The organism is Qipengyuania marincola (genome assembly GCF_029688625.1).
Lineage (GTDB): Bacteria > Pseudomonadota > Alphaproteobacteria > Sphingomonadales > Sphingomonadaceae > Qipengyuania.
This window is the reverse complement of sequence record NZ_JARULC010000003.1, coordinates 546,833-572,768: the sequence shown is the minus strand read 5'-3', so window position 1 is coordinate 572,768 and position 25,936 is coordinate 546,833. Positions and strand designations below refer to the sequence as shown.

Here is a 25,936-nt window from a genome sequence, read left to right as displayed (position 1 = left end):
CGGTGCAGCTGTCGGTCTGGACCTACGAAGGACCGCCGCATGTCGGCGCCATGCGGGTCGCGACCGCGATGCAAGGCGTGCATTACGTACTCCACGCGCCGCAGGGCGATACCTATGCCGACCTGCTGTTCACGATGATCGAACGGCGCGGGAAGCGCCCGCCGGTGACCTACACGACATTCCAGGCGCGCGATCTGGGCAAGGACACGGCGCAGCTGTTCCAGACCGCGGCGATGGATGCGCTTGCGCGGTTCAAGCCGCAGACCTTGCTGGTCGGCGCGTCGTGTACTGCGGAGCTGATCCAGGACGACCCCGCCGGGCTGGCCGAAGCGATGCGGCTGCCGATCCCAGTCGTCCCGCTCGAATTGCCGAGCTACCAGCGCAAGGAAAGCTGGGGCGCGAGCGAGACCTTTTACCAGATCGTGCGCCATCTGGCCGACAAGGATTTGACTCCGGCCGGGCGCGAAGGCCGTCGTCCGCTCGTCAATCTGCTTGGTCCGACTGCGCTGGGCTTCCGTCACCGCGACGATGTACGCGAAATCTCCGGCCTGCTCGCGAGGATGGGCATCGAGATCAATCTGGTGGCGCCGCTGGGCGCCTCTCCTGCGGATATCGCCCGCATCGGCGCGGCCGACTTCAACATCGTATTGTACCCTGAAACCGGCGACGAGGCCGCCCGCTGGCTCGAGCGTACATTCAAGCAACCCGCAGTCCGCACCGTGCCGATCGGCATCGGGGCGACGCAGCAATTCATCCGCGAGGTAGCGCAGCTTGCTGGCGTCGATCCTGAGCATGCTCTTTCCGACGACCAGTCGCGCATGGCTTGGTGGAGCCGCTCGGTGGATTCGACCTACCTCACCGGCAAGCGCGTCTTCATCTTCGGCGACGCCACTCACGCCGTGGCTGCCGCGCGCATCGCGCATGAGGAGCTGGGCTTCGAGGTCTGCGGCCTCGGTTGCTACAATCGCGAATTTGCGCGCGATGTCCGAGCAGCGGCCGCGCTCTACGGCGTCGAGCCGCTAATCACCGATGATCATCTGGAAGTCGAGGAAGCAATCGCCGCGGCGCAGCCGGAGCTCGTCCTCGGCACGCAGATGGAGCGGCATATCGCCAAGCGGCTGGGCTTGCCATGTGCCGTCATTTCCTCGCCAGTCCACGTGCAGGACTTCCCCGCGCGCTACAGCCCCCAGATGGGGTTTGAGGGTGCGAACGTGATCTTCGATACCTGGGTCCACCCGCTCGTAATGGGCCTCGAAGAGCACCTGCTCACGATGTTCCGCGAGGACTTCGAATTCTCCGACGAGGCGGGGGCGAGCCACCTCCATGCGCAGGCCCCGAAGACAGGCCATTCCGAACCAGCTGCGCTGGAACCTGTGACCGAGGATACGTTGTGGACCGAGGAAGCCGAGCGTGAACTGAGAAAAATCCCGTTCTTCGTCCGCGGCAAGGCCCGCCGGAATACGGAAAGCTTTGCGGCGGACGTGGGCCGGGCGCAGATCGATCTCGAGACGCTCTACGATGCAAAGGCCCATTATGCCCGGTAGCGCGCTCCCCCCGGTTCGCGTCGTCATCGTGACGCTGGACAATCACCTCAAGGGTGCCGTCGAGCGGGCGGGCGAAAAGCTTGCCGCCGACCGCATCGACCTGGTCCTGCATGCTGCGGCGGACTGGGACCGCGATCCCGCCTCGCTGGAACGCGCGAAGGCCGATGTCGCGCGGGCCGACATCGTGATCGCCACCATGCTCTTCCTCGACGACCATGTGCGCGCGATCCGGCCTGCCCTCGAGGAACGGCGCGAGCACTGTGACGCGATGCTCGGCCTGATGTCGACCGCCGAGATCGTGAAGCTGACCCGCATCGGCGGCTATCGCATGGACGCTCCCGCCAAAGGCCCGCTCGCCCTGCTGAAGAAGTTGCGCGGTTCGAAAAAGGCGGGTGCGAGTTCCGGCGCAGGCCAAATGCGCATGCTGCGCAGGCTGCCCAAGATCCTGAAGTTCATTCCCGGGACCGCGCAGGATGTGCGCGCCTATTTCCTTACGCTGCAATACTGGCTGGCAGGCTCGGACGAGAATGTCGTCCAGATGGTCCGCGCACTGGTCGATCGGTATGCGTCGGGCGACCGTGCGTCCCGCCGCGGGGCCACACCGGCAGAGCCGCCACAGGAATATCCCGAACTCGGTGTCTATCACCCGCGTTCGCGCCAGCTGATGTCGGAAAGCCTTCGCATGTTGCCTCGCTCGAGCGGCCAGAACGGCACCGTCGGTCTCGTGCTGCTGAGAAGTTACGTCCTTGGCCACGACGCCAGGCATTACGATGGCGTTATCGAAGCGATGGAAGCCGCGGGACTCCGGGTGATTCCCGCCTTCGCCAGTGGCCTCGATGCACGGCCCGCGATGGAGAAATTCTTCATGCGCGACGGCAAGCCGGCGGTCGATGCGGTGGTCAATCTGACCGGATTTTCGCTGGTCGGCGGGCCAGCCTATAACGACACACAAGCCGCGGTCGAGATCCTCGGCAAGTTCGACCTGCCCTATATCGCGGCGCATCCGATCGAGTTCCAGTCGCTCGAGGCTTGGTCCGAAGGCAAGCTGGGTCTCCTGCCCGTCGAAGCGACCATGATGGTTGCGATCCCCGAGTTGGATGGCGCGATCTGCCCGAGCGTGTTCGGCGGCCGCAGCGACGATGCCGATGGTCCGGTGCGCGCTATGCGCTCGCATCCGGAACGCGCGGCTGCCCTCGCATCGAAGACGGCAAGGCTGATCGCCTTGCGCAAGGTCGAACGCTCCCGGCGCAAGCTCGCGGTCGTGCTGTTCAATTTCCCGCCAAATGGCGGTGCGACCGGGACGGCCGCCCATTTGGCAGTCTATGAATCTCTGCACGCCACGCTGACGCGCCTTTCCGACGAGGGGTACGACGTGGAGGTGCCCGCCACGGTCGAGGACCTCCGCGATGCGATCCTCAGGGGCAACTCGGAAACCTTCGGCTCCGATGCGAATGTCGCGGCGCGCATTCCGGCGGACGAGCATGTCCGTGCCGAGCCGCACCTCAAGGCGATCGAGGCGCAATGGGGACCTGCTCCTGGGCGCCAGCAAAGCGATGGCGGTTCGATCCACATCTATGGCGCGCATTTCGGCAAAGTCTTCGTCGGGGTTCAGCCAGCCTTCGGCTACGAGGGCGATCCGATGCGGCTGCTGTTCGAGGGCGAGTTCGCCCCGACGCACGCTTTTTCCGCCTTCTATCGCTGGATCCGGGAGGATTTCGGCGCCGACGCGGTGCTGCATTTCGGCACCCATGGCGCGCTCGAATTCATGCCGGGCAAGCAGGCGGGGATGAGCGGCGATTGCTGGCCCGAACGCCTGATAGGCGATCTTCCGAACTTCAATCTCTACGCAGCGAACAATCCTTCCGAAGGCATGCTGGCGAAGCGCCGGGCTTCGGCCACGCTGATCAGCTATCTTACGCCGCCGCTCGCCGAAGCGGGCCTCTACAAGGGGTTTGCCGATCTCAAGGCGCTGGTGGAGCGCTGGCGGTCGTGCAACGAGGCCGAGGAGCTGTCTGCCCTCGAAGCGATGATCGCCGAGCAATGCGAAGACCTCGATGTCGAGCAGGGCGACATCGCCGACATCTCTGCCCATCTCTACGAGCTGGAACGCGCGCTAATCCCGCACGGCCTGCATGTGTTCGGCAAGGCTGTCGAAGGCGATGAGCGCGATGCCCTGATCGATGCGGTGCTTGAAGCCGATCCGGATGCGGATCGCGCGGCGATCGCGCAGAAGCTCGCCTCGAATGACGAACTTGGCGCGCTGATCCACGCGCTCGACGGAGGCTATGTGAAGCCCGCTCCCGGCGGCGACGTGATCCGCAATCCCGAAGTCCTCCCAACGGGCCGCAACATCCACGGGTTCGATCCCTTCCGTATCCCCAGCGCTTTCGCCGTTGCCGAAGGCGCCCGGCAGGCGGAACAGCTCCTGGCGCGCCACCGCATGGCTGGCGAGGTCGAATATCCCGAAAGTCTCGCCATAGTGCTCTGGGGCACCGACAACATGAAGAGCGAGGGCGTGCAGCTTGCCCAGGCCATGGCCCTGATCGGCGCGCGCCCGCGGCGGGACGGCTATGGCAGGCTTGCCGGAGCCGAACTCATTCCGCTCGAGGAGCTGGGCCGGCCACGCATCGACGTCGTCGTCACTCTCTCCGGCATTTTCCGCGACCTGCTCCCGCTCCAGACCCGGATGCTCGCCGAGGCCGCATGGCTTGCAAGCAGTGCGGACGAGCCGGTGGAGCAGAATTTCGTCCGCAAGCACAGCCTCGCCCATGCCGCGGCGCAAGGCTGCGACCTCGAAACGGCGAGCCTGCGCGTGTTCTCCAATGCCGAGGGTGCCTATGGCGCGAACGTGAACCAGCTGATCGATGGCGGCGTCTGGACCGATCCCGACGAGCTGGCCAACGCCTTCGAAACGCACAAGGGCTTCGCATACGGCGTGAAGGGCGAGCCGGTGCAACGCCGCGAGCTGCTCGAAAGCGCGCTCGCCGGCGTGGATTTCGCCTATCAGAACCTCGAAAGCGTCGAAGTCGGCATCACCGATTTGGATCAGTATGTCGACGGGCTTGGCGGGATCAGCCGCTCCATCGCCCGCGCAAAGGGCAAGGAAGCCCCGGTCTATATCCTCGACGCGACCCGCGGCGCCGCCAAGGTGCGCACGCTGGCAGAGCAGATCGACCTCGAAACGCGCACGCGCACACTCAATCCGAAGTGGTTCGAAGGCATGCTCAAGCATGGCTACGAAGGCGTGCGGCACATCGAGGGCCATGTGACCAACACGATGGGCTGGTCCGCCACGACCGGGCAGGTCGCCCCATGGGTCTACCAGCAGATCAGCGAGACCTTCGTGCTCGACCCCGCAATGCGCGAACGGCTCTCGGCCCTCAATCCGAAGAGTTCGGCCCGTGTCGCCAATCGCCTGATCGAGGCGTGCGACCGCGAACTCTGGCAACCCGACGAAGAAACCCTGGCTGCACTCCACGCCGCGAGCAACGATCTGGAAGATCGCCTCGAAGGTGTGATCGCGGCCGAATGAGGAAATGACATGAATCTGCTCGACCCCAAGGCGAAATTCACTCCCCCCGATGGCGAGGGCAGTGTGCAGGTCCAGCTTGACCCTGGTGACCAGATCAAGGGTGCCAAGGTTTTCGCGGTCTACGGCAAGGGCGGGATCGGCAAGTCGACCACCTCGTCCAATCTCTCGGCGGCCTTCAGCAAGCTGGGCCACCGTGTGCTGCAGATCGGCTGCGACCCCAAGCACGACAGCACTTTCACGCTGACGAAGAAGCTCATGCCGACCGTCATCGACGTGCTCGAAACGGTCGAATTCCATTCCGAGGAATTGCGGCCCGAAGACTATATGTTCGAAGGCTATAACGGCGTGATGTGCGTCGAAGCGGGCGGCCCGCCTGCCGGGACTGGCTGCGGCGGCTATGTCGTGGGCCAGACGGTCAAGCTGCTGAAGCAGCACCACCTGCTTGAAGACACCGACGTGGTCATCTTCGACGTGCTGGGCGACGTCGTGTGCGGCGGGTTCGCCGCACCGCTCCAACATGCCGATCGCGCCTTGGTCGTGGCCGCGAATGATTTCGACAGCATCTTCGCGATGAACCGCATTGCCGCCGCCATCAATGCGAAGGCCAAGAATTACGACGTCCGGCTTGCCGGGGTCATCGCCAACCGCAGCCGCGAAACCGACGAGATCGATCGCTTTGCCGAGGCGACCGGCCTCAAGCGTCTTGCCCATTTCCGCGATGTCGATGCGATCCGGCGCAGTCGGCTGAAGAAGTGCACTCTGTTCGAAATGGACGCGAGCGACGAGGGCGTCGCCGAGGCTCAGGCCGAATATCTCAGGCTCGCGAAGGAGTTGTGGGACGGCGTCGATCCGATTGAGTCGCATCCCATGAAGGACCGCGACATCTTCGATTTCCTTGGGTTCGAATGAGAGGCGACGATTGATGGCAACCCACCCGCTCCCCACCCGCTACGACACGCAGCGCGAGAAGCTAGCCGCCTATTTCGACGGCACGGCCCGCAAGGCGTGGATCGATCTTACGTCGGATGTCGAGGTCAGCGGTATTCGCGCCACGGTGCGTGCCGGCAGGGACGCGATGCGCGCGCAATTGCTGGACTGGCTCCCTGCGGACCTGCGGCGCATGTCGGTCCTCGATGCCGGATGCGGTACCGGGGCGCTCAGCGTCGACGCTGCCTGTCGGGGCGCACAAGTGACCGCAGTCGATATTGCGTCTGGGCTGGTCGCCATCGCCCGTGAGCGCGCGCCCGGTTTCGTCGGTCATGGCAGGATCGACTGGCACGTGGGGGACATGCTCGATCCCGCGCTCGGCGAATTCGACCATGTCGTCGCGATGGATTCGCTGATCCACTATCGCTCCGACGATATCGTCGAGACCATCGAGGCGCTTGGTGCGCGGTGCCGCAAGTCCATTGCCTTTACCTTCGCGCCTTACACGCGCCTGCTCGGTGCCATGCACATGGCCGGCAAGCTGTTCCCTCGCGGCAATCGTTCCCCGGCGATCATACCGGTGAGCGAAGCGGAATTGCGCCGCAAGCTGTCCCGTGTGCGGGGCTGGAGAGTCGCCCGCACACAGCGCATCGCAAGCGGCTTCTACACCTCTCAGGCAATGGAACTGGTCCGCACGAGATGACCGAAGAACGCCGCCTTGCATCGCACTGGACGAAGGTAGCCACCGCCTGGCTGCCCTTCGCCGATGCGGCGAGCGCGGATTTGCCATTGTCCCGCCTGCTGAGGCTCGCCCTGTTCCAGGTGAGCGTGGGCATGGCCGCAGTGCTGCTCAACGGTACGCTAAACCGGGTCATGATCGTCGAACTGTCGATCCCGGCCTGGCTCGTGGCGCTGATGATTGCCATCCCCTTGCTGGTCGCGCCGCTGCGGGCGCTGATCGGGCATCGTTCGGATACGCATCGCTCGGTGCTGGGCTGGCGGCGGGTCCCGTTCATCTGGTTCGGCACGCTGATGCAGTTCGGCGGGCTCGCCATCATGCCCTTCGCGCTGTTGCTTCTGGGGCGCCCGGGAGATGAAGCCCTCGGGGTTGCGGCCAGCATGCTCGCGTTCCTTTTTACAGGGCTCGGCATGCACATGACCCAGACCGCCGGCCTCGCGCTGGCGACCGATCTCGCGCCGGAGGACAAGCGCCCGCGCGCTGTCGCGCTGCTGTATGTGATGCTGCTGCTCGGGATGATGGTCGCCGCCCTGTCGATGGGCGCGCTGCTGGTCGACTTCACGCCGACCCGCCTGGTGCAGGTCATCCAGGGCGCGGCGGTGCTGACCTTCCTCCTCAACATCGTCGCCCTCTGGAAGCAGGAGGCGCGCAATGCGCCTTCGCCCCGGCAGGAGGAAATCCCGCCGGCCTTTGGCGAGCTGTGGCGCGCATTCATCGCGCGCGGGCGCACCCCGCGGCTGCTCGCCACAATCGGCATCGGCGCGGCCGGCTTTGCCATGCAGGACGCATTGCTCGAACCTTACGGCGGCGAAATACTCGGCCTCTCGGTGGGTGCGACGACCGCGCTGACCGGCGCATGGGCCGCCGGTGCTCTGGCCGGTTTCGCAATGTCAGGCCGCGTCCTTTCCGACGGCGGGGATCCCCTGCGGCTCGCCGGAAACGGCCTTGTCGTGGGTGTCGCCGCCTTTCTGATGATCCTCTTTGCAGCGCCCTTCCAGTCAACCGCCATGCTGTTCGCAGGTGGGTGCGCGATCGGTCTGGGCCTCGGCCTGTTCTCGGTCGGTACGCTGATCGAGGCGATGGGGCTGGCGAAGCGCGAGGGGGCCGGCCTGGTTCTCGGCGCCTGGGGCGCGGTGCAGGCTGGCTGCGCCGGGCTCGCCGTCGCGCTTGGCGGCATCTTCCGCGATTTCATTTCCGCCCAGGCGACCCGGGGCCACCTCGGCTTCGCTCTGGGCGATCCGGCGACCGGCTATGCCGCGGTCTATTGCCTTGAAATCCTGATCCTACTGGCGAGCCTCGTCGCGCTCGGCCCGCTGGTAAGCCAGAACGGTGAGCGCGCCTTTACCGCTTCGGGGCCTCTCGGCCTTCGCGAATTCCCGACATGATTGCCGGGCAAGGAGACACCCATGGATGACGTCAAGATCGTAGGCACGCTGGATGTGACGCAGCTCGTATTCTACGCGTTCGTCCTCTTTTTCATCGCCCTGGTATTCTACCTGCGCCGCGAGGACCGGCGCGAGGGATATCCGCTGGAAGACGAGGCCACCGGCATGGTCGACACGCCAGGCGGGCCGCTGAGCCGGGCCGAGCCCAAGACATTTCTCCTGCCGCATGGGCAGGGCACATCGAGCCCGGAACGGTGGCGCCGCGATCCGGTCGATATTCCCGCAAAACGTGCATTCGGTTCCAACGGAGCGCCCTATGTTCCGACCGGCGATCCCTTCGCCGATCGGCTGGGGCCCGCATCCTGGACCGAGCGCATGCACACGCCGGACCTGACCGCCGACGGCAGGCTGCGGATCGTACCGCTCAGCAGTACCGACCACGTGACTGTCTCACCGCGCGACGCACAGCCCGTCGGGATGACCATGATCGGTGCTGACGGCAAGGAGGCCGGCAAGGTCACCGATGCCTGGGTCGACATGTCCGAGCATCATATTCGCTATCTCGAGGTTGCGACGCCCGGGGGACAGGTACTCGCGCCGATGGCGATGGCGAAGGTTCACGGGAAGCGCGGGGTCGTCGTGATCGACGCCATCCGCGCCGACCAGTTCGCCGGCGTACCGAAGATCAAACAGCCGGGCACGATCACGCTCAACGAGGAAGAGCGCATCGTTGCCTATTTCGGAGGCGGCTACCTTTATGCCGACCCGCAACGCCAGGAGCCTTTGATATGACCACGCATCGTTCGCATGGACAGATAGAGGTGCTGGGCGTGCCGCAGGCCGACGAGCGGGTCCTGTGGGAAGGCAAGCCGGATATGGCGACCCTTGCGCGGACGGCGTTCCACACCCGCAAGGTGTCGGTGTACTTCGGCGTGCTGATCCTGAGCGCGGTTGCACTTGGCAGCATTGGTGGCGCGATTCTCACGGCGCTCGCCGGGCTGGTGACGCTGGGCCTGCTTTACAGCTTTGCCTGGCTGGCCGCGCGAACGACGACCTACGTCCTCACCGACCGGAGGCTCATTCTCAACATCGGCATGGCGATCGAGAAGTCGATCAACCTGCCGCTCAGGCTGATCGGCGCTGCGCATCTGACCGATCGCGGCGCGGGCATGGGCGATATCGCCATCGAGCCGCTGAAGGGCCACGGGCTCGGCTATGCGATGCTGTGGCCGCACGCGCGCCCGCTGCGCTTCTCGCGTCCCCAGCCGATGTTACGCGCCATTCCTGATGTAGCCGAAGTCGGGGCGAGACTGGCTGCCGCCACCGCCGAGTACAGCGACATTGCCATGGCAGAGGTTCCGCAAGGCCGCGCGGCCGCAGGTGAGGACCTGCAGGAGGCGCTCGCATGATGGACCACGAGCACAACGAGGACATTCCCAAGGTCCCGCTGCTGATGATGGGCGGCCTCGCGCTGCTCGCGCTGGCCCTTGCTTCGGCGACCAGCGCAGGCCTGATCTCGCGCGATGCGGTGCCTGGCGAGGCGCGCGCGGAGGCCGGTGTTGCCGCGACTGCAGAGCGCAGCCTGTACTTCCATGACGAGCCCGATGGCGGCGTGAGAATCGAGGATGCCGCAAACGGTCAGATGGTGGCCAAGGTCGAACCGGGAACAGGCGGCTTCGTCCGCACGACGCTTCGCAGCCTCGTCCATGTCCGCCGCGCCAAGGGAATCGGTGCCGAAACGCCCTTCGTCCTGACCGAATGGGAGAACGGTACGCTTTCGCTGAGCGATAGCGAAACGGGCAAGAGTGTCGAGCTGCACGCCTTTGGCCCCGACAATCGCGAGGCCTTCGCGGTTCTGCTGGAAGGAGGCGAGGCATGATGCGCCGCAATCGTTTCGATACCCGCTGCACGATCTCAGTCGAACAGAGCGACATGCATTTTCACGCGCATGTTGACCTCGCCGGGAATGTCCCGATCTACCCGGGCGACAGCGTGCGCGTGCATGGCGATCCGATCCAGATACCCTTTGGCCACAGCGCCACGTTCGAGCGCAGCGCCACCGTCACCCGTGCCGGTCCGATCGAGCGCGCCCTGACCAAGATCGCTGCCTATTTCGACCTCAAGGAACTCTACGAGGTCAGCTTCAATCCCGGGAGGATCAAGTGAACGCGCCATCAAAGATCGAGAGGGGTAAAATCGAAGCCGCGCACGGCGGCAGGATCATGACCAGCGACGAGGCCATGGCCCTCGCCACGCAGGACACGATGCTGACACCGCGCTTCTACACCACCGATTTCGACGCGCTCGACGCGATCGACGTGTCGCTGGTGCGCGAGGAATGGGACCAGCTCATCTCCGACATGCTCGGCGATCCGAACAAGAAGCACTTCCGCGACAAGGGCAGTTTCGCCGGGATCATCGAAAACCTCGAACCGAAGTTGCGCGCCGAGTTCACCGATTTCATGGTCAGCTCGATGACTTCGGAATTCTCCGGCTGCGTGCTCTATGCGGAGATTGCACGGCGCACCAAGAATCCCGATGTGAAGCAGCTGTTCAAGCTGCTCGCCCGCGACGAGAGCCGCCATGCCGGTTTCATAAACGAAAGCCTGAAGGACGCGGGTATCGGCGTCGATCTCGGCTTCCTGACGAAGACCAAGAAGTACACGTACTTCAAGCCGAAGTTCATCTGGTATGCGGTCTATCTGTCCGAGAAAATCGGATACGCGCGCTACATCACGATCTATCGCCATTTGCAGGCGAACCCGCAGAACAAGTTCCACCCGATCTTCGACTGGTTCGAGGAGTGGTGCAACGACGAGTTCCGTCATGGCGAGGCCTTCGCCATGCTGATGCGCGCCGATCCCAAGCTGCTGAAGGGCCACAACAAGCTGTGGATCCGCTTCTTCCTGCTGTCGGTTTACGCGACGATGTATGTCCGCGATCATGCGCGGCCCGTGTTTCACGAGGCGCTGGGCGTCGATCCGACCGACTACGACTACAAGGTCTTCGAGATCTGCAACCGCATCAGCCGCCAGGTCTATCCGGTGGAACTCGACATCGACAGCCCGCGGTTCCGTGCCAGCATGGAAGCGCTCCGGCAGGCGGTGCTGCGGATCGAGGATGGCAAGGAGCAGGGCGGCGTTGGCGGCCTGTTGAAACGCGTGAGCGGCATGGCCGGGGCCGGCTGGAATTTCGCGAAGATGTACGTCCACCGCGCCCGGACAAACGAGCTTCCGCAAAGCGTGAGGCTGCAACCCGCATGGTAAGCTGGAGCGGCCATATCCTCCCGGTGATCGTCGCCATCGCGATCTGGTTCTTCGCAACCGGCCTCATCGCATGGCTCGATAATCGTGACCGTGCGACCTTCCCGCGCAGCCTTGCGCTGGGGGGCATCGCTGGAGTGGGAGGATTGCTGTTCATCCTGCAATCCGCGCAAACGGTTTCGGTATCGGCGGTCTATTTGTCCTTCATCGGGGCTTTGCTGGTCTGGTCGTGGCACGAACTGGCCTTTCTGACCGGTGCCGTGTCGGGGCCGCGACGCACCGAGTGCCCCGCTGGCGTGTCCGGATTCCAGCGGTTCACCCATGCAAGCGCGGCAGTGATCCATCACGAGATCGCGCTCGCCGTCACGGCGTTGCTATTGCTCGCCATCACCTGGACTGCGCCGAACCAGGTCGGGACGATGGTCTTCGTCCTCCTGTTCGTGCTGCGGCTGAGCGCCAAGCTCAACATGTTTGCAGGCGTGCCCAACATGAGCACCGATATCCTGCCGCCGCACCTCGGTTATCTGACCAGCTACTTCGGGCCGAACCGGTTCACCTGGCTACTGGGCGGGACTCTTGCGGCAAGTGCTGCTCTGGCCGCATGGCTCGGTTCGCTGGCCTGGGCTGCAGAGCCAGGCAGCGCCGGGATGGTCGGCGCCAGCCTGCTCTTCGCGCTCGCCGCACTCGGCGTTCTCGAACACCTGTTTTTCGCCCTGCCGTTCCGCGACGGTGCCCTGTGGGGCTGGGCTCTGCCGATCCGCAAGCGCGCGGTTGAAAATGTGATTGAAGAGGGAGTGACCTGACCATGGATTTCGAAGCCTTTTTCGAGCAGCAACTCGACGGCGTTCGCGAGGAGGGCCGCTACCGGGTTTTCACCGACATCAAGCGCCATCGCGGCTCTTTCCCGCAGGCCACGCGCTTCATTGGCGAGCAAACGCAAGCGGTCACCGTATGGTGCTCCAACGACTACCTCGGAATGGGGCAGCATCCCGTCGTGCTCGAGGCCATGCACGACGCGCTCGACGAGTGCGGGGCGGGTGCGGGCGGCACGCGCAATATCTCGGGGACCAACCATCACCATGTCCTGCTCGAAGGCGAGCTGGCGGACTTGCATGGCAAGGAGGCGGCGCTCCTGTTCACCTCGGGCTATGTGTCGAACTGGGCGGGGCTGGGCACGCTTGCATCGCGCATCCCCGGCTGCGTCGTGTTCTCCGATGCGCTCAATCACGCCTCGATGATCGAGGGGATCCGCCACAGCCGCGCCCCCTACAAGATCTGGCGTCACAACGACGTGGAGGATCTCGACCGCAAGCTGTCGGACTTCGGACCAGAGGTGCCCAAGCTGGTCGCCTTCGAGAGCGTTTACTCGATGGACGGCGACATCGCCCCGATCGCGGATATTCTCGATGTTTGTGAGAAGCACGGCGCGATGAGCTATATCGACGAGGTGCACGCCGTGGGCCTCTACGGCCCGCGCGGCGGTGGGGTCGCCGAGCGCGAAGGCCTGATGGACCGGATTACGGTCATCGAAGGGACGCTTGGCAAGGCCTTCGGCGTGATGGGCGGCTATATCGCTGCCTCGGCCGATCTGGTCGATTTCGTCCGCACTTTCGCCAGCGGCTTCATTTTCAGCACCGCCCTTCCGCCGGCCGTGGCCGCCGGGGCCTGCGCCAGCATCAAGCATCTCAAGACAAGCAATGCTGAGCGCGAGCGCCAGAAGGATCGCGTCGCACAAGTCCGCGCGCGGCTCGATGCGATGGGCATCCCGCATCTGCCCAATCCCAGTCACATCATCCCGGTGATGGTGGGCGATGCGCACAAGTGCAAACGGATCAGCGACTGGCTGATGGACAATCACGGCATCTACGTGCAGCCGATCAACTATCCGACCGTGCCCGTCGGGACCGAGCGCCTGCGCCTCACCCCGTCGCCGGTGCATGACGATGGCGATATCGACCGCCTCATCACGGCGCTGAGCGAGATCTGGTCGCAATGCGAGCTCGCCCGGATGGCGACAGCCGCCTGAGCCGGAACCGCTGAAACCCACGGCTCGTTGATATTGCAAGCGGCGATACACGAAGCGCTGCTGCGGGAAGGACAAACCGATGAACACCGAAACACTGCTGGGCGGCCTGTCGCTCACCACATTGATCATCATCGTGCTGATCCTCGCGATCGCCTTTGCGCTTTTCATGCGGAGCCGGAAGAACCGTCACCCGATGGACACGCCGGAAGGAAAGGCGGCAGAGGAGATGCGCCGCCGCGAAGCGCGGGAACACCAGAAAGAAGATCGGGACGATACCGATTTCATCGACCGCTGACGGCGCGGACAGCTTGAAAAGCAAGAAGGCCCGGCTCTCCGTAAGGCCAGCCGGGCCTTCTTGTTTGACTGGCTCGTTCGGCTGGCGCCGAAGCGTTTACTGGGACAGCATGCCTTCGGACTGGGCCTGTTCGAAGATTTCCGTGAACTCGCGACCTGCAAGGCCCGGATGCGTAACCGCCTTTGCAGCCTCGAGATTGTCCGTCATGCCATCACCCTCGACGATGATCAGTCCGACCATGCCCGCCGAATAGTGCGGTACGCACTGGTATCCATAGATGCCCGGCTTGGGCACGACATATTCGACCGGCTGATTGACTTCGCCTTCCCAGCCGCGCGTTCCTTCGGGGATCATGCCTGCGATCGACGAGGACTGGTGCGTGGGGTCGGTGGGCACGAACCGGATGGTGTCGCCGACCTGAGCAGTGATCAGGCGCGGTTTGAAGACCTGCATGCCGCTGCCGTCGGGATCGCGTGTCAGCATCTGGATTTCGATGACGTTGCCATTGGGTTCGACCTCGGGCTCCATCGCCGCAGCGGGAGCAGCTTCGGTGGCAGTGGCGGCGGGTTCGGGAGCGGCAGCCGGTTCGGCAGCTTCCTCGTCCGCGCGGCTGCCGCATGCAGCCAAGGCAAGTAGCGCTGCGACGGCGACGCCGCCCTTCAGGGCATTCATATTCCTCATCACACCTTCTCCTCGGTCGTTCTGAACCCTTCTCGTCAAACGCTATAGACACCTTTTTCTGTCAATCCTAGCGGTTACTCCACTTTCGCAATGCTATCGGACGTTTCGCCGAGATACCGTTTCCTCATCAAACTGACCAACGCAAATATCCCGAGTATCACGAGCGGGGTGATGACTGCGAGAAGCAGGTCGATCGAATTCCAGTCGGGAAAGGCTTTCGCACCTTTCAGGATGAAAGCGATCAGGCCGACCGCGTAATAGCTGGCCGCGATCACCGAAAGAGCTTCCACGAGATGCTGGAGCCTGAGCTGGAGATTGAAGCTGCTTTCCATCGAACGCAGCAGTTCGAGGTTCTGCGCCTTGATCCGCGTATCGATCCGGGTGTTGAGGAGGGCGATCGCGTCCCCGACCCGCTCCGACAGCCGCCGCAGCCGTTCGACGAAACTGTCGCAAGTCCGCATTCCCGGTACGAGGCGCCGTTCGGTGAATTCGGCCAGATCCTGATAGCCCTCCACCGGCGTAATCGACAGCGCATCTAGCCGGTCCATCACGATCTGCGCGTAAGCGCGGCTGGCGCTGAGGCGGTAACTGCTCGCCACTCGCAATTGCGCCAGTTCGGCCGATAGCGCGGAAAGGTCCAGCATCAGGCGTTCGTCGCTTTCGGTCCCTTCTTCTCCGAGTTCTTTCGAATAGCGCGCGAGCCGTTTCTCCAGATCGGTGAGTGTTGGAGTGAGACGACGGACTTCAGGCAGGCCGAGCAGCGCCAGATTGCGGTAATTTCCCAGTTCCTGCAGGCGCTGGATGATCCGGCCGAGTTCGGCTGGTCCGGCTTTCCCGGCGGTGACCAACAGCCGACCGAACCCGTCTTTCCGGATGCGGAAATCCGACCACATCATCACTCCGGAATTGACCCCGCAGCAAACCAGTTCGTCGTCTTCGAAGTTCATTGCCTCCAACCGGCTCTGAGCGCCTGCGACATCCTTTTCGACATGGATCCTGGTGGCCCGCACTATCAGGCCGGGCCACCGCTCGAGAAATTGGGGCAGATCCGCGCTGGTGTCCTCGACCCGCGTTTCAGCGATTATCGTCAGCGTCGTTGCCTCGGTATGGCGTTCCCACAGAAAGATCAGGCCATCGCCAAGAGCGATGAGCGCGTGCCGCGCCTTCGGGTGCAGATCGACGTCGTGATCCAGCGCCAGCGTAGCGAGGCGCTGAAATTCGTCGTCTCTTTCGTCCTCCCCGACCAACAGCACTGCCTGGAGGATGGTGGCGGGTGCGGCAACTGGTGCGAACCGTCTCAGGTGCATCTCGCCGACCAGTTCGCGGCGCATGGGATGTTCGGTCAATTCCACCAAGGCCAAGCTACATCAGGAGGGCTTTTGCTGGAAGCTGTTCATGGCAAGTGGCGCAAAAACATCCTTCTTTCATATGCAGGGACGGCTCGAAAGCTGGCTCGCCGGGCCACTGCGTCCGGGAAGCGGACATCGCCTTTCCTACTGGCGATCTGGCTGACACTATCGTCGCCGTGAGCAATCCCATTTCACTTTCGCCAATTCCTGCCACGGTTTCCGGGCGACCAAAGTTTTCCTTGCATGGACCGTGTAACATGCGGTCCATGTCGGGGTACTGAGAGGAGAGAAAGCCAACATATGTCCTACACGCAGATCAAGCTCGATATCGCCGAGGGCATCGCCACCGTGACGCTTCATCGGCCTGAGAAGATGAACGCCTTCACGCGGACAATGATGGACGAATTCATCGACGCGCTCGACACGACCGATGCGGACGACAGCGTGCGGGCTGTGATCGTGACCGGGCATGGCGAGCGGGCCTTCTGCGCGGGCGCCGACCTGACACCGGAGGGTGGGGGGCAGGTGTTCTCCGATCCGAACCCTGTGGAGGATTTCTCCGACGAGCGCGTGCGCGATGGGGGCGGGCGGCTGACGCTTAGGCTGTTCCAGTCGAAGAAGCCGCTGATCGGCGCCTGCAACGGCGTCGCGGTCGGCGTCGGGGCAACCATGCAGTTGCCTTTCGACATCCGCCTAGCCAGCGATACGGCGCGCTATGGCTTCGTCTTCGCGCGGCGCGGCATCGTGCCCGAGGCCGCCTCGAGCTGGTTTCTGCCGCGGCTGGTCGGCATGCAGACCGCGCTCGAATGGTGCATGACCGGGCGACTGATCGATGCGGGCGAAGCGTTGGAGCGTGGCCTGGTACGCTCGGTTCACCCGCAGGACGAGCTTATGGATGCAGCAGTCGGAATCGCGCGCGAAATCGCGGACAACACCTCTGCCGTGTCGGTGGCGATGACCCGCGCTATGCTGTGGCACAACGGCGCGGGCGGCCACCCGATGGACGCGCATCGGGTGGACAGCCGGGCGATCTATCGCCTCAGCCGCAGCGCGGACGCCAGGGAGGGCATCGCGAGCTTCCTCGAGAAGCGCGCGCCGAACTATCCCGACACGGTGAGCGAGGACATGCCGGACTTCTACCCCTGGTGGGAGGAGCCTGCCTACAAGTAGTTGCCATTGCGACAGTCACGCGTGCAACCGGGTTGCCAAGGTGGCCATGGGGCGTAAGTAAGGCACCATGCCCAGCCGCCAGCTATCGCCGCGTCTCGCGGACTTCCTGCCTTACCAGCTTTCCGTTGCCTCGAACGCCGTCTCCACGCGCATCGCCGAGCAATATCGCAAACGGTTCGCGCTGAAGACGACCGAATGGCGCATCATGGCCGTGCTGGGCGATAGCGGAGCGCTGACCCAGCGGGACCTGTCGCAGCTTACGCTGATGGACAAGGTACCGGTAAACCGCTCCTGCAAGCGGCTGGAAGAGCGCGGACTTGTCCGGCGCTCGCCCAATGCAAAGGACGGCCGCTCGCATCTGCTCGAACTGACGGTGGAGGGTAGGGCAGTCCATGCCGGGATCATGCCGCTGGCGCGCCAGATCGAGGAAGAGCTTTTCGCCGTCCTCAGCGACGACGAGCGTGCGATGCTGCGCGACATGCTGCACCGCGTGCGCGAAAACGCTGGTGAGTTCGACGCACAAAGCCTGGCCGACTAGAGGTCGGCCAGGCTTCGTTGGGCGAACTGGAATGGTCGGAGACTATCAGCCGCCCATCGCTCCGCCGCTAAAGGCGTCGGCGATCGAACAGGCCGCCGGGCCAAGAATGACGATGAACAGGACCGGAAGGATGAAAAGGATCAGCGGCACGGTCATGATCGCCGGCAGGCGCGCCGCCTTCTCTTCCGCGCGCATCATGCGCTCATTGCGGAATTCGGCCGACAGGACACGCAGGGCAGACGCAAGCGGCGTACCGTATTTCTCCGTCTGCACCATGGTCGTGACCACGCCTTTCACCGCATCGAGATCGACGCGATAGGCGAGGTTGTTGAAGGCCTTGCGCCGCTCGTTGAGGAAGGACAGTTCGATCGCCGTAAGAGCGAATTCGTCGCCCAGTTCGGGATAGGCCCGACCAAGTTCCTTCGCGACGCGGTTGAAGGCAGCATCGACGGTCAGGCCCGCTTCGGCACAGATGACCAGCAAGTCGAGCGCGTCGGGCAGACCTTTGCGAATGGCATCGGAACGCTTCTTTGCGATGTTGCCGATGTAGATTTCGGGGCCCTTGTACCCGACGAACACCGCGGCTGCGAGCGCGCCATTGCGCTTGATCCCGCCCCAGTCGGGGAACATGTCAAGCAGGAAGATGCACAGGAATGCCGTTCCGCCAAGCAAGATCGGCAGGACGATGCGCGCCGCGATCACAACGACCGCGAGTTCCTTGTTTCGAATGCCGGCGTGAGCCAGCTTCTGCTGCACGACCTCGACCTGGCTCTGCTGCAGGACCTTCATATTGCCCAAGGTGTCCTTGAGCTTTTCTGTGGTATCGGTCTTGCGGACGAGGCTCTGGCGCTTCTTCGTGCCTGCGGTCATGAGGCCGCTTTTCAGCTCTTCGCGGCGCCCTTCCAGCGCCTTGACGCGCTTGGCCATCGGATCCTTGATCGTGACGGCAGTATAGATCGCGAACAGGACGGCGAGGGCGGCGATCCCGGCGAGGATCGAGCCGACGAGGATGACGTCGAAGCCGAGAAGCTTTGGGCCGGTTGAGGGATCCATGGTCAGTCTCTTCCCTGCTCAGATTTCGAAGTTGACCATCTTGGCCATGATGAAGGCGCCGATGCTCATCCACGTAAGCCCGCCGAGACCGGCGATGATCAGACGATCGTCGGTGAAGAAACCCGAGACGTAGTCGGGGTTCATAACGTAGACGAGGAGGAACACGATGAAGGGCATCGAACCGACGATGTAGGCGGAAGCCTTCGATTCCGAGCTCATTGCCTTGATCTTGAGCTTCATCTGCGCGCGCTTGCGCAGCACGTCGGCGAGGTTCGAAAGCGTTTCAGCAAGGTTGCCGCCCGTTTCGCGCTGGATCGCCAGGGTAATGCAGAAGAAGTTGAACTCCGGAATGCCGAGACGGTCGGCAGTATCCTGCAGTGCATCCTCCATGGTCTTGCCGATCTTGATACGCTCCACGATCCCGCGAAACTCCTGTCCGACCGGGCCGCCGATTTCCTGCGACACGACTGCAAGCGTTTCGGTTACGGGGAGGCCGGAGCGCAGGCCGCGCACGAGCAGTTCGATGGCATCTGCGAACTTGGCGTTGAACTGTGCCGTGCGCTTGTTGATCTGGCGACCAACAATAAAGTGGGGCAGGCCGGCGCCCACCAGGACGCCGATGCCGAGTGACAGCGCAGGCGAGCCGCTTTGCAGGAACAGCAAGAGCGCGACGACGAGGCCGATACCGATCGAGACATAGGCGTAGTGGCTGAGCGTCCAGTTCTTACCGGTGCGATCAAGCCGGATGGCCAATGCATCGACACGCGAGGTCGACCCGGCGACCTTGTGCCGCTTGGGTTTGCGCGAAGCGATCGCCTTTTTTAACTGCGATTCGACTTTTGCGTCGGTGCTTTCGGAGTGGCGATAGCGCACCTGTTGCAGGCGCCGCTGGCTCGCTTTGGCCGCATCGGGTCCGGCGACCAGCGCATAGCCGATAGCGAGCAGGGCCAATATCCCCATCGCTAGCAATACGACTTGAATGATATCCATTCGCTGACTCCGTCCCCTGTATTCGTTGATCGCTGGCCGGGTCCGGAGGCATGCGCCGGACCCGGAGCGTCCTTATTCGACCGCTTCCGCGGGTTCGGCGCTGGCGCCTTTTTTCTTCGACAGCAGTCCCTTGAAATCGAGCCCGCCGAGCAGCGACTTCTTCGCCGCTTCCTCGCCATCTTCTTCCTCACCTTCGTGACCGATGGCGATGATCCGCGAGGCGACCTGCTTTATCGCCGAGCCGGCCTTCGAGGCACCGTTGGCTTCGATGAAGGTCTTGCCCAGCTTGGCAGCGTTGGCGGCTGCCTTCTGATCGAAGGGTACGGAGACATCGATCTTCCGTTCAATCGAAGCTTCGAAATCGACCTTGCTGATTTCAGCAGCGCCAGGCTGGACCTTGTTGGCGATGATCAGCGGGGTCGCATGCGGAGCATTGGTCTTGAGCCAGGACAGGATACGGATCGAATCCCGCGCCGAGGCAAGCGACATCTCCGTTGCGAGCACCACTACATTCACCTCGTTGAGGAGATGCGGGAAGTTGATCATCATGTTTCGCGGCATATCCACCACGGTCATTTCGAACGCGTGACGGAATTCGTCCTGCAGCTGCATGAAGGCCGAACCATCGGTCATCAGCGGCTGGTTGATCGGCGCTTCGGCCGACAGGATCGCGAGATTGTCGTTGGCGCGGATCATGGCGCGCTCGATGAACAGACCGTCGATACGGCTGGGATTGTCGATCGCATCGGTCAGGCCGCGGCCCGGTTCGAGGTCGAGCGTAAGTGCGCCGGTCCCGAAGTGGACATCGAGGTCAAGCAGGGCGGTCGACATCTTGCGTTCCGCCGAGAAGATCCAGGACAGCGAGGTCGCCAGCGTCGATGCCCCGACGCCGCCCCGCGTTCCGATGACCGCGGTCGAAATATGCCGCTTGGCCATTTCCTCGTCGCTCATGCGCGGGGCGGTGAAGACCGCCTGCGCCTGGTTGAGCGAATCCCGCAGCACGCTGGCGCTCAGCGGCTTGAGGAGATAGTCGTGGATGCCGCTGGCAAGCAGGTCGCGATAGAGGCGAACGTCGTTCACCTGGCCAATCGCGATCACCACCGTGCCCGGTTCGCAAACTTCGGCAAGGGCGTTGATGTCGTTCAGCGGGTCGCCGCTTTCCGACAAGTCGACCATCAGGATGTTGGGGCTAGCCGACACCGACAGCGACTGGATCGCATTGCGCAGACCGCCCTTGTTGCATTTCTCCGGCTGCCAGCCGAGCTCGATCACCACCGGGCGCAGGACGTCCAGCGCCGCTTCGTCGCACAGGAATGCGGCGAAAGGGTCGCGATTGCCGGGCATGGCAGATTTGAGTGAAGCGCTCATGGATCAGTCCTCGCTGGTGGTGGCAACTTCAGCCAGGCCGCCGGCGCCCGTGGGCTCCTGGTTGCGATAGCTGTCGATGGCTTTGTTGGAACTAAGGATCACGGTCTCGCCCGTGCCCTGCTGGCCGGTGACCAGATCCTCGGGATTGGCGACCATCGCAGCCATATTGGCGTTGGTGGCGCAGCCGTAGTTCGGGTAGGTCGCATTGGTGTAATTCATGTCGCTCTTGGCCGACCAGTCGGGGCAGCCCGGCACACTTGCGAGGGTGCGCGAGATCACGACGCGGGCCTGGCCCGGTGCGACATAGCCTTCGGTCGGGGGCGCGCCCTCGGCCAGCAAGAGGCCGAAGCGGCCGGCCAGCTGCGCCACGGTATCGCGAACCCCGGGGCCGAAGCCCGGGTCTTCGACAGCGACACGGTCGCCATAACGCAGATCCATGGTTTCAAACCAGCCCAGCAGGCGCTGTTGTTCGCTGACCGGCAGGCTGTCGCCATTGGTCTGGACGTCCAGCGTGTAGTGGGTGCGCTCGACCACGGCTTGCTTGGTCGAATTGAGCGAACTGTTCTTCGGCATCCCGCCGCAGGCTCCCAGACCCAGTGCGAGCGAGAGGGCGAGGGCGGACGTGATCTTGCGGTTCATGATGGTACGCATCGCTAGTTTCCTTCTCACTCGAAGCTGAAGCCGGGCTTGGCGACCGGATCGGCCTCCGCGCGGCGCGGCTGGACCGGGGCAGCAGTGGCTTGCGCCCCGCCGGCCGGCTGGTTCTGAGACAGACCCGGCGTGGCGGGCTCCGTGCTTTCCTGCATGGTGGGCATCGGACGCTTGGCGCCGCTTTCGCCGTTGTTCTCCATGTAACCCAGGATGCTCTGGATCTCGTTCGGAGCGCGGAAACCGTCGGTCGGAAGGACGATGTCGCTCGCGTTGACCGGCTTCACCAGATACGGCGTGACCACGATGACCAGCTCGGTTTCACCCTTCTGGTAGCGCTTGGAGCGGAACAGATTGCCGACGATCGGCAATTCGCCCAGGCCCGGGGTCTTTTCCAGGACGTTGGTCGAACTGTTCTGCATCAGCCCGGCGATCATGAAGCTCTGGCCCGAACCCAGTTCGATGGTCGTTTCTGCACGGCGCGTGGTCAGGGCGGGAACGTTGAAGCCGTTGATCGTGACCGAGCCGCGGCTCGACAGCTCCGATACCTCGGGCCGGACGCGCAGCGAAATGCGGCCATTGGCGAGGACCGTAGGCGTATAGACCAGACTGACGCCGAAGTCCTTATACTCGATCGAAACCGTGCCGAGGCCCTGGCTTTGCGGGATCGGGAACTCGCCCCCTGCGAGGAACTCCGCCGTCTCACCCGAAAGAGCGGTCAGGTTTGGTTCCGACAGGGTGGTGACGAGACCGATCTCTTCGCCCAGGTTCAGCGTTGCCAGAAGGTCGAGACCCAGCAGCTTGCCACCGAAGGCCAGCAGTCCGTCCTGCGCACCGCGCACCGGTTCGAACGACGTCTTGGGCGTCACGAACCGCTGGTTGATGTAGTCATAGGGACGCAGCTCGCTTCGGCAGGCGAATTCGTAAACCGCGCAAGGATCGAGCGGGACGACATTTTCGGCCGGCGTGTTGCCGACGATGTTGCCGGCATTGTTGCTCTGGGCACCGAAGACGAAGCCGTTGGACTGGTCACGCGTGGTCAGGTTGCCCTGGATATTGCGGACAAGCGAGCGGCTGACCTCGGCGAACTTCACCTGCAGATTGACCTGCAGCGGCGTCGCCGTGCGCAGGCGAGTGATGACATTGGCATCCTCGCCGACGAAGGCTTCGACCAGGCGCTGAGCCTCGGCTGCATCCTCCGGCGCGCCGACCGTACCGGTCAGCAGGACGGTGTTGGTCCCGATCGTGGCGACATTCACCTTGGCAGCCGGCATCGCCAGAGCCAGCATCTGGTCGATGCTCGAGATATTCGAACCGACACGGACGTTGGCCGACCAGACGATGTCGCCGGCAGCATTGCTGGCATAAACCGTGGTTTCGCCGCCCGACTTGCCGAACACGTAGAGCTGGCGGGTCGACTTGACCTGCACGTCGGCCACATTGTCATCGGCGACGAAGACATTGGACATGGCGCCCGGCACGGTTACTAGTTCGCCGCGGCCGATGGAGAGCACGATCTCGGTGCTCGGCTTCGCGATCGTCTGAGCGGTCGCGTTGGTGATGGGAAGGCTGGCCATGGGCGCAAGCGCCAGGCTGGCAAGCAGCATCTTGGTAGTGAGACGACGTTTCATGGAATTGCCCCCTGAATGGCTTCCTGTCTTCAATTGCTGTCCGAAGTGGACTGACCGGCGTTCATGCCTTCAGCCTGAGCCTTCATGGCCGAGGTCATCATCTGTTCGAAGACAGACGGCTGGCGCTGGCCCTGCGTGGCCACCGAACCGTTCTTGCCGATCGGCACGGTTTCGGTTTCCTTGCCGCGGGTCACGCTGACGACGGGCCCCGTGTGCTTGACTTCCCTGCTGCCGAAGAGGTCGGCAGGGTTGAAATTGCCGGCATTGGCGTTGCGTGCCGCAGACGAGCCCTTCGGCAGGACGCTGCTACGCTGGAAGCGCGAGACGTCGCGGCCGGTGACAAAGGTCGCCCTTGCATCGTCGGGCTGCGATATGGCCTGGCGCAGAAGGCGTTCTTCTTCTTCGGGCGTGGCATCGTCGGGGATGACCACATTGCCCTTGGCCAGCGCGCCTTCGAGGTCGCCCTGATTGTCGGAGAGCGAGCGCAGCGAGAGGCTGAGCGTCCCGATGCTCTGGGAAACCGCGATCTTTTCCGCGATGGCCGGCGTGACCTCGAGCGTGACGGCGCGGAAGGGCTTGACGACGGTCTTGCCGTCTTCGTCCTTCTCGGTCACCGTCGACTGGTCGGTGGCGAGTACGCGAAGGTTACGAAGGATGGTTTCCGAGGTGTACATCTTGGTGTCCTCCTCGCCCTCGATCGTCTGCGTCAGCACCATGTCGACGCGGTCGCCCGGGAAAACGAAGCCGGCGACGGCAGACTGCGCCGATACCGGAACCGTAACGGCGCGCATGCCGGGGCTGAGAGCCGCGGCCAGGAAGCCGCGGTCGCCTGGCGAGACGAGGGCGCCCTGGGTGACCGGTTCGCCTGCCGTAATCGGGTGGCGCACCACCGTTCCCAGCAGTTTGGACATGTCCGCTTCGCCATCGAGGAAGTAGGCGTTCTGCACCAGTTCTTCCGGCCACAGCTGGAAGCCGATCGCATCGGCGGTGATGATGGTGCCAACCGGCAGCGCACGCTGCGCGACCAGTACCTTGGGTCCTTGCACCTCGACCTGCGCGGCATTCGCCTCGGGCGCGGCGGCCCCTGCAAACATGCTCCGAGCAACCAGCGCCGTGCCGACCGCAACGATCAGCGCGCCTACCAGCAGAACCAGCTTCTTCCTGTCCATGGCTATCTAGCCCCCTCGTATGGCCCGCGTGGAATCGTGGTGCGGGCAAGTATGGTTTCCCCGCTTACGGGCGAATTGGTTAAGATCGGGTTTTCACAGCATTCCCGAAATCGCGGGCACCTGGCCCAGCTGTTCGGTGCCGAGCACCCAAAGACCGGCAATGGCGATGGCCAGCCCGTACGGAATTGCGATGCGGTCCTTGCGGCGGCGCATCATATGGAGGGCGCCGAACAGTACGGTCAGGACGCCGCCCACGATGGCCATGATGACCACGAGCTTCAGAAACGGCACCGGTGGAATCCACAGCGCCAGTACAGTCAGCAGCTTCACATCGCCGCCGCCCATCTGGCGAATGGCAAACAGGCCGCAGCATATCGCAAACACGAGGCCGGCAAAGCCAAGCTGCCAGGCGACGCCCGGCCACAAGGCCAGGCCGCTTGCCCACCACCACAGCGGCGCGCCCAGCGCGATGGCCATGTTCAGCCGGTTGCCGATGGTGCGGCTCTTGAGATCGGTAACCGCCGCCACAAGCAGTGCGATTGCCAATCCGCCGAGCAATACGTAGGTGAATTCAAGACCGGCCATGATGCCCCCGAAATTCCTTTCGTGGGGACATTTACCGAACAGGGCTTACCAAACGGTAACCATAGCGGAGCGCAGCCCCCTTGGACGACAATGACATGACAGTAATCGATCGCCGCGCCATTCCAGACCATGCCCGCGAAACGACCTGGTCCGCGCCCGACGGACACGCGCTGCGCCGCATAGACTGGCCTGGGGCGCAGCCTGCGCGCGGGTCGATCCTGTTTTTCCCCGGGCGCGGCGATTTCTACGAAAAATACCTCGAAACGCTGGAAGAATGGCACCGCGCCGGTTGGCGGGTGACTGCAGCTGACTGGCGCGGGCAGGCCGGGTCCGGACGCCTCGGCGACGACGACGTCACCGGCCATATCGAGGATTTCGACGACTGGGTTGCGGATCTCGCCGCGCTCTGGAGCGAGTGGAAGAACGCAACCCCCGGGCCGCACATCCTGGCAGGCCATTCCATGGGCGGACATCTGGTCATGCGCGCGCTCGTCGACGGCAGGGTCGATCCCGCGGCGGTCGTCCTCAGCGCTCCGATGCTCGGCATGTCCGGCCCGCCGTTGCCGCTTGCCCTTCTGCATGGCGTGGCGAAAGTGATGACCCGCATCGGCAAGCCGACCCGTCCGGCGTGGAAGTGGAGCGAGAAACCGGGCGAGGTACCCGCGCGCCGGCGCGAGCTCCTGAGCCATCATGCGGAACGCTATGCCGACGAGGCTTGGTGGCGCGAGAAACGCCCCGAACTTGTAATGGGGCCAGGCAGCTGGGGCTGGGTGGAGCGCGCCTATGCCTCCACGCGGGCGCTGGAAGCCAAAGGTGCCATGGAGCGGGTCGATATGCCCGTGCTGATCGTCAGCACCAGCAACGACAAGCTCGTCAGTCACGAAGCCGCCGTGCGGGCCAGCGAACGCCTGCCGCGTGGCGAACTCGTCGAATTCGGGCCCGAGGCACACCATGAAATCCTGCGCGAGGTCGACGCGGTCCGCGACCGAGCCATGGCGGCGATTGCCGAATTCCTCGACCGGGTCGCACCCGCAAACGGGTGA

General features: G+C 63.8%; 25 protein-coding genes. 16 read left to right on the top strand and 9 right to left on the bottom strand.

Features of this window, described 5'->3' with window-relative positions; all coding sequences use genetic code 11:
• The first annotated feature begins 2 nt into the window (after nt 1–2).
• The 13 genes from bchB to P8Q88_RS12690 all read left to right on the top strand — a co-directional run bounded on the left by bchB (nt 3) and on the right by P8Q88_RS12690 (nt 13,711).
• Nucleotides 3–1,544 (top strand): ferredoxin:protochlorophyllide reductase (ATP-dependent) subunit B, encoded by a 1,542-nt coding sequence (bchB, locus tag P8Q88_RS12750; protein WP_278324209.1) that lies wholly within the window; start codon nt 3–5, stop codon nt 1,542–1,544.
• Complete coding sequence (locus P8Q88_RS12745) at nt 1,534–5,076, top strand: magnesium chelatase subunit H (protein ID WP_278324208.1); 3,543 nt, start codon at nt 1,534–1,536, stop codon at nt 5,074–5,076. The genes bchB and P8Q88_RS12745 overlap by 11 nt, the downstream gene beginning before the upstream one ends.
• Before the next feature lie 9 nt (nt 5,077–5,085).
• On the top strand, nt 5,086–5,985 hold the full coding sequence (gene bchL / locus P8Q88_RS12740) for a ferredoxin:protochlorophyllide reductase (ATP-dependent) iron-sulfur ATP-binding protein (protein ID WP_278324207.1): 900 nt from the start codon (nt 5,086–5,088) through the stop codon (nt 5,983–5,985).
• A 13-nt stretch (nt 5,986–5,998) separates the two neighbouring features.
• On the top strand, nt 5,999–6,706 hold the full coding sequence (gene bchM, locus P8Q88_RS12735; protein ID WP_278324206.1) for a magnesium protoporphyrin IX methyltransferase: 708 nt from the start codon (nt 5,999–6,001) through the stop codon (nt 6,704–6,706).
• Nucleotides 6,703–8,127 carry a BCD family MFS transporter gene (locus tag P8Q88_RS12730; RefSeq protein WP_278324205.1) on the top strand — a complete coding sequence of 475 codons (1,425 nt, stop codon included), beginning with the start codon at nt 6,703–6,705 and terminating at the stop codon, nt 8,125–8,127. Before bchM ends, P8Q88_RS12730 begins: the two co-directional genes overlap by 4 nt.
• A 21-nt stretch (nt 8,128–8,148) precedes the next feature.
• A complete protein-coding gene (gene puhA, locus P8Q88_RS12725) occupies nt 8,149–8,919 on the top strand; it encodes a photosynthetic reaction center subunit H (protein ID WP_278324204.1) in 771 nt (256 codons plus the stop codon).
• Nucleotides 8,916–9,536 (top strand): photosynthetic complex putative assembly protein PuhB, encoded by a 621-nt coding sequence (gene puhB / locus P8Q88_RS12720; protein WP_278324203.1) that lies wholly within the window; start codon nt 8,916–8,918, stop codon nt 9,534–9,536. Before puhA ends, puhB begins: the two co-directional genes overlap by 4 nt.
• Nucleotides 9,533–10,006 carry a photosynthetic complex assembly protein PuhC gene (puhC, locus tag P8Q88_RS12715; protein WP_278324202.1) on the top strand — a complete coding sequence of 158 codons (474 nt, stop codon included), beginning with the start codon at nt 9,533–9,535 and terminating at the stop codon, nt 10,004–10,006. The genes puhB and puhC overlap by 4 nt, the downstream gene beginning before the upstream one ends.
• Nucleotides 10,003–10,293, top strand: coding sequence for an O2-dependent cyclase accessory protein (locus tag P8Q88_RS12710; protein ID WP_347569015.1), 291 nt, complete (start codon nt 10,003–10,005; stop codon nt 10,291–10,293). The genes puhC and P8Q88_RS12710 overlap by 4 nt, the downstream gene beginning before the upstream one ends.
• Before the next feature lie 56 nt (nt 10,294–10,349).
• Nucleotides 10,350–11,393 carry a magnesium-protoporphyrin IX monomethyl ester (oxidative) cyclase gene (gene acsF, locus P8Q88_RS12705; RefSeq protein ID WP_278324494.1) on the top strand — a complete coding sequence of 348 codons (1,044 nt, stop codon included), beginning with the start codon at nt 10,350–10,352 and terminating at the stop codon, nt 11,391–11,393.
• Nucleotides 11,387–12,193: a putative photosynthetic complex assembly protein PuhE gene (gene puhE / locus P8Q88_RS12700; protein WP_278324201.1), complete on the top strand. Its 807-nt coding sequence runs from the start codon at nt 11,387–11,389 to the stop codon at nt 12,191–12,193. Before acsF ends, puhE begins: the two co-directional genes overlap by 7 nt.
• Before the next feature lie 2 nt (nt 12,194–12,195).
• Entirely contained in the window at nt 12,196–13,416 is a 1,221-nt protein-coding gene (hemA, locus tag P8Q88_RS12695; protein WP_278324200.1) for a 5-aminolevulinate synthase, read from the top strand.
• A 79-nt stretch (nt 13,417–13,495) separates the two neighbouring features.
• Nucleotides 13,496–13,711, top strand: coding sequence for a hypothetical protein (locus P8Q88_RS12690; RefSeq protein WP_278324199.1), 216 nt, complete (start codon nt 13,496–13,498; stop codon nt 13,709–13,711).
• A gap of 96 nt (nt 13,712–13,807) precedes the next feature.
• Here the strand turns inward: P8Q88_RS12690 and P8Q88_RS12685 are convergent, their stop codons facing one another.
• Both P8Q88_RS12685 and P8Q88_RS12680 read right to left on the bottom strand, forming a co-directional pair.
• On the bottom strand, nt 13,808–14,392 hold the full coding sequence (locus tag P8Q88_RS12685) for a pseudoazurin (RefSeq protein ID WP_278324198.1): 585 nt from the start codon (nt 14,390–14,392) through the stop codon (nt 13,808–13,810).
• Between the two features lie 74 nt (nt 14,393–14,466).
• Complete coding sequence (locus P8Q88_RS12680) at nt 14,467–15,744, bottom strand: DUF3422 family protein (RefSeq protein ID WP_278324197.1); 1,278 nt, start codon at nt 15,742–15,744, stop codon at nt 14,467–14,469.
• A gap of 297 nt (nt 15,745–16,041) precedes the next feature.
• Between P8Q88_RS12680 and P8Q88_RS12675 the strand changes: the two genes are divergently transcribed.
• On the top strand, nt 16,042–16,911 hold the full coding sequence (locus tag P8Q88_RS12675) for a crotonase/enoyl-CoA hydratase family protein (RefSeq protein WP_278324196.1): 870 nt from the start codon (nt 16,042–16,044) through the stop codon (nt 16,909–16,911).
• A gap of 67 nt (nt 16,912–16,978) precedes the next feature.
• Complete coding sequence (locus tag P8Q88_RS12670) at nt 16,979–17,449, top strand: MarR family winged helix-turn-helix transcriptional regulator (protein ID WP_278324195.1); 471 nt, start codon at nt 16,979–16,981, stop codon at nt 17,447–17,449.
• Nucleotides 17,450–17,494: 45 nt separating this feature from the next.
• Here P8Q88_RS12670 and P8Q88_RS12665 read toward each other — a convergent pair whose 3' ends face one another.
• The 7 genes from P8Q88_RS12665 to P8Q88_RS12635 form a co-directional block, all read right to left on the bottom strand.
• Nucleotides 17,495–18,502: a type II secretion system F family protein gene (locus P8Q88_RS12665; protein ID WP_278324194.1), complete on the bottom strand. Its 1,008-nt coding sequence runs from the start codon at nt 18,500–18,502 to the stop codon at nt 17,495–17,497.
• 18 nt (nt 18,503–18,520) lie between these two features.
• Entirely contained in the window at nt 18,521–19,492 is a 972-nt protein-coding gene (locus tag P8Q88_RS12660; protein WP_278324193.1) for a type II secretion system F family protein, read from the bottom strand.
• Between the two features lie 72 nt (nt 19,493–19,564).
• Nucleotides 19,565–20,860, bottom strand: a complete 1,296-nt coding sequence (locus tag P8Q88_RS12655; RefSeq protein WP_278324192.1) for a pilus assembly protein CpaE — start codon at nt 20,858–20,860, stop codon at nt 19,565–19,567.
• A gap of 3 nt (nt 20,861–20,863) precedes the next feature.
• Nucleotides 20,864–21,511 carry a CpaD family pilus assembly protein gene (locus P8Q88_RS12650; RefSeq protein ID WP_278324191.1) on the bottom strand — a complete coding sequence of 216 codons (648 nt, stop codon included), beginning with the start codon at nt 21,509–21,511 and terminating at the stop codon, nt 20,864–20,866.
• 14 nt (nt 21,512–21,525) lie between these two features.
• Nucleotides 21,526–23,139, bottom strand: a complete 1,614-nt coding sequence (locus tag P8Q88_RS12645) for a type II and III secretion system protein family protein (protein ID WP_278324190.1) — start codon at nt 23,137–23,139, stop codon at nt 21,526–21,528.
• 29 nt (nt 23,140–23,168) lie between these two features.
• Nucleotides 23,169–24,308 carry a Flp pilus assembly protein CpaB gene (cpaB, locus tag P8Q88_RS12640; protein WP_278324189.1) on the bottom strand — a complete coding sequence of 380 codons (1,140 nt, stop codon included), beginning with the start codon at nt 24,306–24,308 and terminating at the stop codon, nt 23,169–23,171.
• A 93-nt stretch (nt 24,309–24,401) separates the two neighbouring features.
• A complete protein-coding gene (locus P8Q88_RS12635; RefSeq protein ID WP_278324188.1) occupies nt 24,402–24,893 on the bottom strand; it encodes an A24 family peptidase in 492 nt (163 codons plus the stop codon).
• Between the two features lie 95 nt (nt 24,894–24,988).
• Here P8Q88_RS12635 and P8Q88_RS12630 point away from each other — a divergent pair, with 95 nt between their 5' ends.
• The gene (locus P8Q88_RS12630) at nt 24,989–25,936 is read left to right on the top strand and encodes an alpha/beta hydrolase (protein WP_278324187.1); all 948 of its coding nucleotides are present in this window, start codon (nt 24,989–24,991) and stop codon (nt 25,934–25,936) included.

Excerpts from the sequence above, each read along its gene's own strand:
- P8Q88_RS12745 (WP_278324208.1), top strand. The coding sequence starts at position 1,534 with ATGCCCGGTAGCGCGCTCCCCCCGGTTCGCGTCGTCATCGTGACGCTG.
- bchL (WP_278324207.1), top strand. The coding sequence starts at position 5,086 with ATGAATCTGCTCGACCCCAAGGCGAAATTCACTCCCCCCGATGGCGAG.
- bchM (WP_278324206.1), top strand. The coding sequence starts at position 5,999 with ATGGCAACCCACCCGCTCCCCACCCGCTACGACACGCAGCGCGAGAAG.
- P8Q88_RS12730 (WP_278324205.1), top strand. The coding sequence starts at position 6,703 with ATGACCGAAGAACGCCGCCTTGCATCGCACTGGACGAAGGTAGCCACC.
- puhA (WP_278324204.1), top strand. The coding sequence starts at position 8,149 with ATGGATGACGTCAAGATCGTAGGCACGCTGGATGTGACGCAGCTCGTA.
- puhB (WP_278324203.1), top strand. The coding sequence starts at position 8,916 with ATGACCACGCATCGTTCGCATGGACAGATAGAGGTGCTGGGCGTGCCG.
- puhC (WP_278324202.1), top strand. The coding sequence starts at position 9,533 with ATGATGGACCACGAGCACAACGAGGACATTCCCAAGGTCCCGCTGCTG.
- P8Q88_RS12710 (WP_347569015.1), top strand. The coding sequence starts at position 10,003 with ATGATGCGCCGCAATCGTTTCGATACCCGCTGCACGATCTCAGTCGAA.
- acsF (WP_278324494.1), top strand. The coding sequence starts at position 10,350 with ATGACCAGCGACGAGGCCATGGCCCTCGCCACGCAGGACACGATGCTG.
- puhE (WP_278324201.1), top strand. The coding sequence starts at position 11,387 with ATGGTAAGCTGGAGCGGCCATATCCTCCCGGTGATCGTCGCCATCGCG.
- hemA (WP_278324200.1), top strand. The coding sequence starts at position 12,196 with ATGGATTTCGAAGCCTTTTTCGAGCAGCAACTCGACGGCGTTCGCGAG.
- P8Q88_RS12690 (WP_278324199.1), top strand. The coding sequence starts at position 13,496 with ATGAACACCGAAACACTGCTGGGCGGCCTGTCGCTCACCACATTGATC.
- P8Q88_RS12685 (WP_278324198.1), bottom strand. The coding sequence starts at position 14,392 with ATGAGGAATATGAATGCCCTGAAGGGCGGCGTCGCCGTCGCAGCGCTA.
- P8Q88_RS12675 (WP_278324196.1), top strand. The coding sequence starts at position 16,042 with ATGTCCTACACGCAGATCAAGCTCGATATCGCCGAGGGCATCGCCACC.
- P8Q88_RS12670 (WP_278324195.1), top strand. The coding sequence starts at position 16,979 with ATGCCCAGCCGCCAGCTATCGCCGCGTCTCGCGGACTTCCTGCCTTAC.
- P8Q88_RS12665 (WP_278324194.1), bottom strand. The coding sequence starts at position 18,502 with ATGGATCCCTCAACCGGCCCAAAGCTTCTCGGCTTCGACGTCATCCTC.
- P8Q88_RS12660 (WP_278324193.1), bottom strand. The coding sequence starts at position 19,492 with ATGGATATCATTCAAGTCGTATTGCTAGCGATGGGGATATTGGCCCTG.
- P8Q88_RS12655 (WP_278324192.1), bottom strand. The coding sequence starts at position 20,860 with ATGAGCGCTTCACTCAAATCTGCCATGCCCGGCAATCGCGACCCTTTC.
- P8Q88_RS12650 (WP_278324191.1), bottom strand. The coding sequence starts at position 21,511 with ATGCGTACCATCATGAACCGCAAGATCACGTCCGCCCTCGCCCTCTCG.
- P8Q88_RS12645 (WP_278324190.1), bottom strand. The coding sequence starts at position 23,139 with ATGAAACGTCGTCTCACTACCAAGATGCTGCTTGCCAGCCTGGCGCTT.
- cpaB (WP_278324189.1), bottom strand. The coding sequence starts at position 24,308 with ATGGACAGGAAGAAGCTGGTTCTGCTGGTAGGCGCGCTGATCGTTGCG.
- P8Q88_RS12635 (WP_278324188.1), bottom strand. The coding sequence starts at position 24,893 with ATGGCCGGTCTTGAATTCACCTACGTATTGCTCGGCGGATTGGCAATC.
- P8Q88_RS12630 (WP_278324187.1), top strand. The coding sequence starts at position 24,989 with ATGACAGTAATCGATCGCCGCGCCATTCCAGACCATGCCCGCGAAACG.